The 2,400-nt window shown below is 60.2% G+C and carries 3 protein-coding genes; 2 read left to right on the forward strand and 1 reads right to left on the reverse strand.

Features of this window, described 5'->3' with window-relative positions:
• Positions 1-153: 153 nt before the first annotated feature.
• Positions 154-504: a hypothetical protein gene (locus AC5RV1_RS21280; protein WP_493995942.1), complete on the forward strand. Its 351-nt coding sequence runs from the start codon at positions 154-156 to the stop codon at positions 502-504.
• A gap of 967 nt (positions 505-1,471) precedes the next feature.
• The gene (locus AC5RV1_RS21285) at positions 1,472-1,714 is read left to right on the forward strand and encodes a hypothetical protein (RefSeq protein WP_493995943.1); all 243 of its coding nucleotides are present in this window, start codon (positions 1,472-1,474) and stop codon (positions 1,712-1,714) included.
• Positions 1,715-1,956: 242 nt separating this feature from the next.
• Here AC5RV1_RS21285 and AC5RV1_RS21290 read toward each other — a convergent pair whose 3' ends face one another.
• Positions 1,957-2,166, reverse strand: a complete 210-nt coding sequence (locus AC5RV1_RS21290) for a hypothetical protein (protein WP_493995944.1) — start codon at positions 2,164-2,166, stop codon at positions 1,957-1,959.
• Positions 2,167-2,400 lie beyond the last annotated feature (234 nt).

Raw genomic sequence — 2,400 nt, forward strand, 5'->3', positions numbered from 1 at the left:
ATGAGCACCCCGGAATGGCACTCCGGCCACCCCCTGCTCTACTTCAAAGGCCAATACCGCCACCTGCTCGAACTCAACGCAGACTAACACCACACCCAAAAGGAAGCTCTGCAGGATCGCCTGTCCCAGGTGAGCCGACCTTAAGGAAGAACCATGAACCCCGCAGCTACACTGCCCAAACCACGCGGTATCCATGATTCCAGCATCTGGACAAGTGACTTGATGGCCGCTCAGGCGGCCTTCGGCCAGGCGGCCCGGCTACAGGTTATCCGCCACCTGCGTCAGAAGGGTCCAGGTACCCGCTCTGAAATAGTGGAGGGTACCCTCATCGGTCACGGACTGGTCGCCCAAAGCCTGAACAAGCTGAAAAGCCTGGGAATCGTCAGCGACGACGCCACCCTGGACAACCTCCCGGCCCGGGACCGCACGTACGTGTTGGATCGCGAACGGACCGACCACCTCCTCCGCACCATGACATCCTTCATCACTGTCGACGACGTCTAGGCAAGGCTTCAGCGGCACCGCATCACACCCGGCATAGGAGCCGGGAGGATCCGGTGCCCGACTAACCCGCTGCTTCACCGCAATGACGCCGGCAACCAACAAATTTCAGAAAGTAGCTTGCAATGGCACTATTTCGCTGGGGTTCCCGGACTAACCCCAATACCACCAGCAATTCCCCGTCCCCGTGCAACGCAGAGCGGGGAATGGACTCGGCTCAGATCTCCTGCTTCGCTTGGGAGGGCCTCTATCTGGAAACGGAATCCGTCGCCCCAGTTCCACAGAATTCTGCCCCTGAGCATATTTCGACCCCAGTAACCTCACCGTCCCTTCAACGCCCGAAGAACGTCAGTTCCTGGCATGTCGCCCCGGCCAACAAGGGAGCACAGCCTCTCCCCCGCCTGGCGCGGCACTAGCGCGGATCTGCCGGCCCGGAACTGAAGGTGAGCACTAGGGCTCCCTTAGTAACGCCGCACGCCAGCTGAAGTCCTCGGGCTGGTGGGGAAGGTACACGCGTGCCAGGTGCCTTCCCCACCAGGTTGGCCGCAAATAGGACTCTCCTGAACCTCCCAAGTACCCGGTTCGGGAACTCCGCCGAACCGGGTGCAGGAGTTGGCAGTTGTGGTCGGAACTAGCCAACCCACTACCCTCCTAGAGAATCCAATGCCTGCCAACTTAATTCCTGATACTTTGCCTGCCGCAAAAGCCGGACACCCTCCTGCTTTAGGGGCGCAAAGGGGGACAAGATGGCGCAGCAGGACTCATGTACGGGCTAGCCGCTAGAAAAACTCCGCCCGTTGCAGAGGGCAGCCGTCGGAGTTGGTTGCTGTGCTGTTGTTGCCCTGACAGTCGCTTACGGCACGCTGCCTGGGGTGGCCCTGGCACTGGCTTTCAGCTTCTGCCTCTACGGACTCATTAAAAAAGAGGCCTGGCAGCAAGAGTAATCCCTGCCCTCACAGTCGAGACAATCGTGCTCACCCCTCTGGCACTGGCGACGATGGTTTTCCTGGCGTTTATCGGCACAGCCACTGTCACAAACCACGGCCCAGTTCACTTCTGGCTGATGGCCGCATCCGGACTGACGAGCGCGCTGCCGCTGCTTCTGTTTGCCGCCTCCACCTCGCGCCTGACGATGACGAGGGCGGGCCTGCTGCAGTACATCACACCAGTTCTGCAGTTCTTGGTGGCCTACTTCCTATTCGGAGAAGCCTAACTCTTGCCCGCTGGGTTGGTTTTGCCGTTGTATGGCTGGCGCTTGTGTTCCTTCTCCTGGACACTGCCGTTACCGGACGGAAACCGCCCGGAGCACCAAGCTGATCATCGGCTGCCACGTACGGGCTACCTCCCCAAACGACATTGTTTCCCCAAGGCCAGCCTGAACTTCGACCCAGCCACGGGGCGGCCACCGGGCACGCCACTCATGAGAGGCGCGCCCGGACTATGGCCGTCGTGGTCTTACGGGATCCTCATAATGACCACGGCGCTGCCGTGGTCATATGCACGACGTCCGGCACCGTTGTCGGAGCAGACCCAAATAACGTCTGCTTCCTCCGTCAAAACATCAACCTTTCCGCGGTACGGAAATTGCTTCGCCTCGTGCACCCAAACAGAATCACCGGGACTGAGGTCCGCCCAGTTGGGCCTGGTTTCTTTGCGGGTCTCCAATTGTTTTCCTTCCATTCCGGAAGCCTCAGGCCAAGCCTTCATGAGGGGCTCATCCCCAAAGCAATTCAGCCCCTCAGGGCTTAGAACAACCACGCCCGACACCTGTATGCCTTCACAAGGGCGCATCGGCGTCTTCCGTGTGTCTCCTAGTTGTGACGGATCAACACGGTTAAGCGGAAGGGATGCTGACGCGCAGGGCGGTGGCAACGTTGCCGAGCCGGCGCAGGTTCGCGG

It is taken from the genome of Arthrobacter sp. Hb9-2 (assembly GCF_059091165.1).